The sequence below is a fragment of the Streptomyces sp. MnatMP-M17 genome (genome assembly GCF_900091995.1).
Classification (GTDB): domain Bacteria; phylum Actinomycetota; class Actinomycetes; order Streptomycetales; family Streptomycetaceae; genus Streptomyces.
The window spans coordinates 1-5,497 of record NZ_FMDK01000327.1 but is presented as its reverse complement, the minus strand read 5'-3'; the positions used below and the strand labels follow the sequence as shown (position 1 = coordinate 5,497).

At 71.5% G+C, this 5,497-nt stretch carries 4 protein-coding genes and 1 pseudogene; 4 read left to right on the top strand and 1 reads right to left on the bottom strand.

Annotated features, from left to right (window positions below):
- Positions 1-874, bottom strand: a pseudogene (locus GA0115259_RS15220) (hypothetical protein); the annotation flags it as partial.
- A gap of 584 nt (positions 875-1,458) precedes the next feature.
- Between GA0115259_RS15220 and GA0115259_RS15215 the strand changes: the two are divergent.
- The 4 genes from GA0115259_RS15215 to GA0115259_RS15200 all read left to right on the top strand — a co-directional run bounded on the left by GA0115259_RS15215 (position 1,459) and on the right by GA0115259_RS15200 (position 5,346).
- Positions 1,459-2,094, top strand: coding sequence for a hypothetical protein (locus GA0115259_RS15215; RefSeq protein WP_141716572.1), 636 nt, complete (start codon positions 1,459-1,461; stop codon positions 2,092-2,094).
- 56 nt (positions 2,095-2,150) lie between these two features.
- Positions 2,151-2,915 (top strand): DUF1775 domain-containing protein, encoded by a 765-nt coding sequence (locus GA0115259_RS15210; RefSeq protein ID WP_093596524.1) that lies wholly within the window; start codon positions 2,151-2,153, stop codon positions 2,913-2,915.
- Between the two features lie 231 nt (positions 2,916-3,146).
- Positions 3,147-4,427: a hypothetical protein gene (locus GA0115259_RS15205; RefSeq protein ID WP_237540014.1), complete on the top strand. Its 1,281-nt coding sequence runs from the start codon at positions 3,147-3,149 to the stop codon at positions 4,425-4,427.
- 67 nt (positions 4,428-4,494) lie between these two features.
- Positions 4,495-5,346: a M23 family metallopeptidase gene (locus GA0115259_RS15200; protein ID WP_093596517.1), complete on the top strand. Its 852-nt coding sequence runs from the start codon at positions 4,495-4,497 to the stop codon at positions 5,344-5,346.
- The last annotated feature ends 151 nt before the right edge of the window (positions 5,347-5,497 follow it).

Sequence of the window (5,497 nt, the reverse complement as noted above, 5' to 3'; positions counted from 1 at the left end):
TCACGGCGCCGCGCAGCGCGCGGGCGCGGGCGCGGGCGCGGGTGGTTTCGCGCCGGATCCGGTCGAGCGCCGCGCCGATCAGCAGGGCGAGGCCGATGGTGTACGAGAGGACATAGCGGTCGACGTACAGCGGCCGTACCGGCGTCAGCAGGATGAGCAGTACGGTCGGGAGGATCAGCAGGGAGAGCGCGAGCGTCCGCAGCTCGACCGGTCGTCCCGCGTTGGGTTCGGTGCGGCCCAGCACCCGGGCGCACAGCAGGCCCAGCAGCGCCGCCGCCACGAAGCGTGTCGTCTGCCAGAGGTCGGGAAAGCCGATCCAGTCGACCTGTTCGGCCTGCGTGGTGCTGAAGGCCGCGAGCGGAAGCAGCCCGACGGCCACACATCCGGCCGCGATGCCCCATGCCCGGATCACCGCGCGCTGCAGCCCGGAGCGGAACACCGTCGCGCCATGGGCGAGCAGACTCACGACCGCCAGCTCATGGAGCAGACAGGCGGTCAGCAGGACGGCGGCGTACGCGCTCCAGCGGAGCCCGCCTCGCCTGATGATCGCGGTCAGCAGCAGCCAGGTGCTCCAGGTGATCAGCGCACACACCAGCGCGTACGAACGCCCTTCCTGCGCATACTGCTGCACCGTCGGGATCAGCGGAAAGGTCAATCCGGCCAGCACTCCGGCGCGCGGCCCGGCGAGCATCCGCCCGATGAGCGTGACACCCGTCGCGGCCGTGGCCACCGCCAGGACGGACGGCAGCCGCAGCGCCGTCTCACCGCCGTCCCAGAGCGCGAACACCCCGTGCATCAGCAGGTAGTAGAGACCGTGCACGGCGTCGGCATGGCCCAGCGTGTGCCAGATCTGAGCGACGCTCCGGTGCGCCATCTCGTAGGTGACCGCCTCGTCGCCCCACAGCGTGTTCCGACGGTCGATCCCCCACAGTCCGAGGAGCAGCGCCAGGGCGAACGGGGCGAGGACGAGGGCGATCGTGTGACGCGACGACGGCTGCTTGCACCGCGCCGGCGTCCCGAGCGTGGCCTCCGGGCCCGGACCGAAGGAGGGCGAGGTGTGCTGTGCGGAGGAGATGGCGGGCTCCGTTCACCGGTTCAGATCCAGGCCGTGTTTCAGAAGTCCCCTCTGCCCCGCGGGCGGACGACGCCACTTCTGAAACACGGCCCAGCGCTCCTTGCGAGGACACAGATCGACCATGCGTGCCGTGCGGGATGTCCGCGAGCAGGAGGCGGCCAATGGGCGGCATCGGGGGGAGGGGGCGGTGGCCGGTTGTCGGGCGGCACTCGGCGGCGCGGTGGTGGCGCGGCGGCGGAACCGGCCGGTGGATGACCGGATTCCGGAAGTCCCGGCCCGACGGCCCGGCGATGCTCCATGATGGGCCGGCCATGTCGTGTCCGTGGATCCACCGCCCCCACACCGCGCGCCTGACCGGTCGAGTGTCCGGGTCCCGCGCGCCGGTGGGCGTCGCCCGTGCGGCGGTGTTCACCGTGACGGGTGTGGTGCTCGCGGTCACGGGACACCATGTGGTCTCCGGTCACCCGGTGCCCTGGCGGGCCGTGCCGCTCGCCGCTGTGGCGCTCTTCGCCCTTGCCCTGGGGGCTGTACGCATATCGCCACCGCCTCCGCAGCTACGGTCACGGTCGTGGCCGCTGCCGCTGCCAGCGGTGATCGCGGCGACCGGCGCGGCCCAACTGGCCCTGCACTTCTGGCTCGTACGGGCCTCGGCCCAGGGCGCGCCCGCCTCGCACAACATCGCGGGCCACGGCGCCGCGCACGGAACGCACGAGGCGTGGCACGCCGGGCGCCACGGCCTCGCCATGACGGCCGCCCATGCCCTCGCGGCCCTGCTGGTGGCCTGGTGCCTCCAGCGCGCGGACGCGGCCTGCCTCGCCGTCGGTCAGCGCGTGGGCGGTGTGCTTGGCGAGCTGCTGGTACGGCTCGTACGGCGCGCTCCCGCGCGGCTGTTCCCGTCCGTGCCCCGCGCCCTGCGCGCCGTCAGAACGCGCGCGCAGCCGCCTCCGCACAATTCCCTGGTACTGGCGCACGCGGTGGTACGTCGAGGCCCGCCGCCGGAGCTCGCCTCCGCCTTCTGAGCTCGGGGTGCGCTCCGGCGTGCCCGTACCGCCCCACATCACCATGGGAGTCATCCGTGTTCCGTACCACCGCTCCGGCGTCCGCCGTGCGCCGTCTCTCCGTCCTCACCGCGGCCGTGCTCGCGGCCTCGGTCGCCTTCGCCGCTCCGGCGTCCGCCCATGTGGAGGTCGAGGCGGAGGGCGCCGCCGCCCTCGCCGAGAACGTCACTCTCGCCTTCACCGCCGAGACGGAATCCGACAAGGCCGGGATCAGCGGGCTGGAAGTGATTCTGCCCGACGGCATCGCGCCCGCCGACATCACCTACGGGAAGGGCCCCAAGGGCTGGCGGCTCGCCGCCACCGCGCGGGGCTACACCGTCTCCGGGCCGGCGATCGCCGCCGGTGAGGACGCCGCGTACACCGTCACCGTACGACAGCTTCCGGACGCCGAGTCCCTGGCGTTCAAGACTCTCCAGACCTACAGCGACGGCCGCGTCGACCGGTGGATCGAACTGGAGGAGCCCGCGGACGGCGGACACGGCAGCCCCGCGCCGACGCTCGCGCTCAAGCCCGCGGCGCCGGGAGCCAAGCCGGTCGGCCCGAGCCCGGCCGCCGAGCCCACCACGGCCGCACCGTCCACTCCGGCCACGAGCGAGCCGGCCACGACGGGACCCTCGGCCGACACCTCTCCGGCTTCCTCCGATGCTGCCGCCGACACGGCAGCCGCGACCGACGACGGCACAAGTCCCCTGCTGCTCATCGGACTTGGCGTGGTGGTCGTGGTCGCACTGGTCGGCGGCGTCTGGTGGTTCAGGCGCCGCTCCGGTGCCGACTCCGTCTGACCAGGACATGAACTCCCTTTGACGGAAATGCCGTCCGGACGGGCCCGTGGCGAACGGGCCCGTCCGCACGTGAAGGTCCCGGCGAACTCTTGTTGTGGACATGGCGGGATCGCTACGGTGTGCCAGGCCGCGCCGCTCCGGCGCTGCCCGTTCACCAGACCCTGCGCCGGACTGTCCCCCGCGTGCGTCATGGGAAGGCACTTGCCCGGCCCGGAACGAGAGAGACACGCGATGCGCCAGAGACGGCAGCTCCACCGTTCATTGACCGGAGTCCTATCCGCACTCGTCTGTCTGGGACTGACGGTGACCGCGCAGCCCGCCGGGGCGGCCGACACTCAAAATTCCACGCGCGTAGCGTCCGGCGAGACGTCCGCGTCGGGGGAGATCTCCTGGCGGGCGGACCTCTCCCGCGTCGACGCCGACGACGTGAACGTGCGCTACGGCCAGGGCGCCCTCACCATCCGTCAGCGGGACTTCCGCTCCACGGCCGTGGGAAGTGAGGCGGGATACGGTTCCCAGGTCCTCGCGCCCAGGACGCTCGGCCGTCCCGTCAACCGCGTCCGGGCCGAGCTCTCCGCCCAGGTCCCTTCCGGAGCGCGGGTCGCGGTCGATGTCCGAGGGCGCGCCGAGGACGGCTCCTGGACCGAGTGGCGCGAGGCGGATACGAGCCCGGAGGCGAGCGCGGTGGCCCTGCCTCGTACCGTCGTCGCTGTCCAGGCCCGGATCACGCTCTGGGACAAGGACGGACAGGCACGGGTCCGGGGACTACGGCTGACGGCGGACCAGGGCCCCGAGCCGCGTACGCCCCGGGCCGCGGCCGCCTTCAGTGCCCGGGTCTTCGCCACCCGTGAAGGGCTCGTCGGCGGGACGACCGCCAACGGCCATGTCATACAGCCGAACGACCACTTCGTCGCCCTGCCCTCCCGACGCGGCCTGTCGCCCAACGGCAGCGGTCAGTACTCCGTCCAGGTCTGCGGTCCCGCCCGGTGCGAGACCGCGCCGGTCTGGGACGTCGGCCCGTGGAACATCCGGGACGACTACTGGAATCCCTCCTCGGTCCGCGAGAGCTTCAAGGATCTGCCGCAGGGCAAGCCGGAGGCCCAGGCCGCGTACGAGAACGGCTACAACGGCGGCCTCGACGGCTCGGGCCGGCGGGTGCTCAACCCGGCCGGGATCGACCTCGCCGACGGCACCTTCGCCAATGTCGGGCTGAGGGACAACGGCTGGGTGACCGTCACCTATCTGTGGACCGGTCCGCAGACGGGCAAGTCCTTCCCCACCTGGGGCACCGCCGTACGTATCCGTCAGCAGGCCACCACGGCGTCGCCCGAGGTGGCGCGGCTGGCCGGGCCCACTCAGGTCAATGTCAGCTGCCAGGTCCACGGCCAGCGGATCACCGTCGACGGCATCACCAATGACGCATGGTCCTATCTGCCGGACTACGGCGGCTACATCACCAACATCTACATCGATGTGCCGGAGCAGTGGCTGCCGGGCGTCCCTCAGTGCTGAACCAGTGCTGAACGCGCCGCGACTCCTTATCACCCGGATCACCCGGCTCGGCAAAGGAGCACTCCCCATGCGTACGCCCAGTGGACGGCTGTGGTCCGTCCTTGTCACCGCGCTCTTCGCGCTCGTCGGTCTCACGTCCGCTCCCGCCCAGGCGCAGTCCCAGCTCCAGCCTCAGTTCGAGTCCCGGGCCCAGCCCCAGGCCCGTCAGAACAGCGCGCTCGCGGCCCCGAACTTCAAGGCGCCCTATCCGTGCGGCCAGCGGTGGACCCTCAGCCACCACTCCGCCGAGGTCCGCCGGGCGCTGGACTTCGTACGCGCCGACGGCGGCTCGACCGGAGGGACACCCGTCCTGGCCTCCGCCACCGGCACGGCGACCCGGATGTCCCAGCCCAGTGGCGCCGGCAACTACATCGTCATCGACCACGGCGGCGGCTGGCAGACCTACTACTTCCATCTGGCCTCGTACTCGGTGCCCAGCGGTGCCGTGGTCGCCCAGGGCCAGCAGATAGGTGTCACCGGAACCACCGGCAACTCCTCGGGCCCGCACATCCACTACGAGCAGTTGCTCAACGGCGCGGGCCAGAACATCGTCATCAACGGAGTGGGACTGCCCTATCCCTCCCAGTACAACCAGTCGTATCTCACCAGCGACAACGGCTGCGGTGGCGGCGGCAGCAACTTCCGCACCTGGGGTTCGGACATCCGGGTCAGGGCGGACGCCTATCTGACCTCGCCGGTGGTCACCGTTCTCGCGGGCCCGACCAATGTCGTGGTGGTGTGCCAGAAGCAGGGGAGCACCGTCACCGCCGAGGGCTACACGAACAACTGGTGGAGCAAGCTCCGTGACCAGGGCGGCTTCATCTCCAACATCTATATCGACCATCCCGCCGCCCAGCTGCCGGGCGTCCCGGTCTGCTGACGGCTCCTGAGCAATCGCTCGACGGCGGCGGCCGTCTCGCCGACCGGTGAGGTGGCCGCCGCCGTCGAACTCCACCGAGGCACCACGCGCGCCCTAGGGCCTGTCTGACAAATGATCACCCGGTGGGTTCGCGGAGCCACAGGACCAGGGC

What these genes read in the sequence shown, in the direction of transcription:
- GA0115259_RS15205 (WP_237540014.1), top strand. Translation starts at nt 3,147, where the DNA reads ATGCGCCAGAGACGGCAGCTCCACCGTTCATTGACCGGAGTCCTATCC.
- GA0115259_RS15200 (WP_093596517.1), top strand. Translation starts at nt 4,495, where the DNA reads ATGCGTACGCCCAGTGGACGGCTGTGGTCCGTCCTTGTCACCGCGCTC.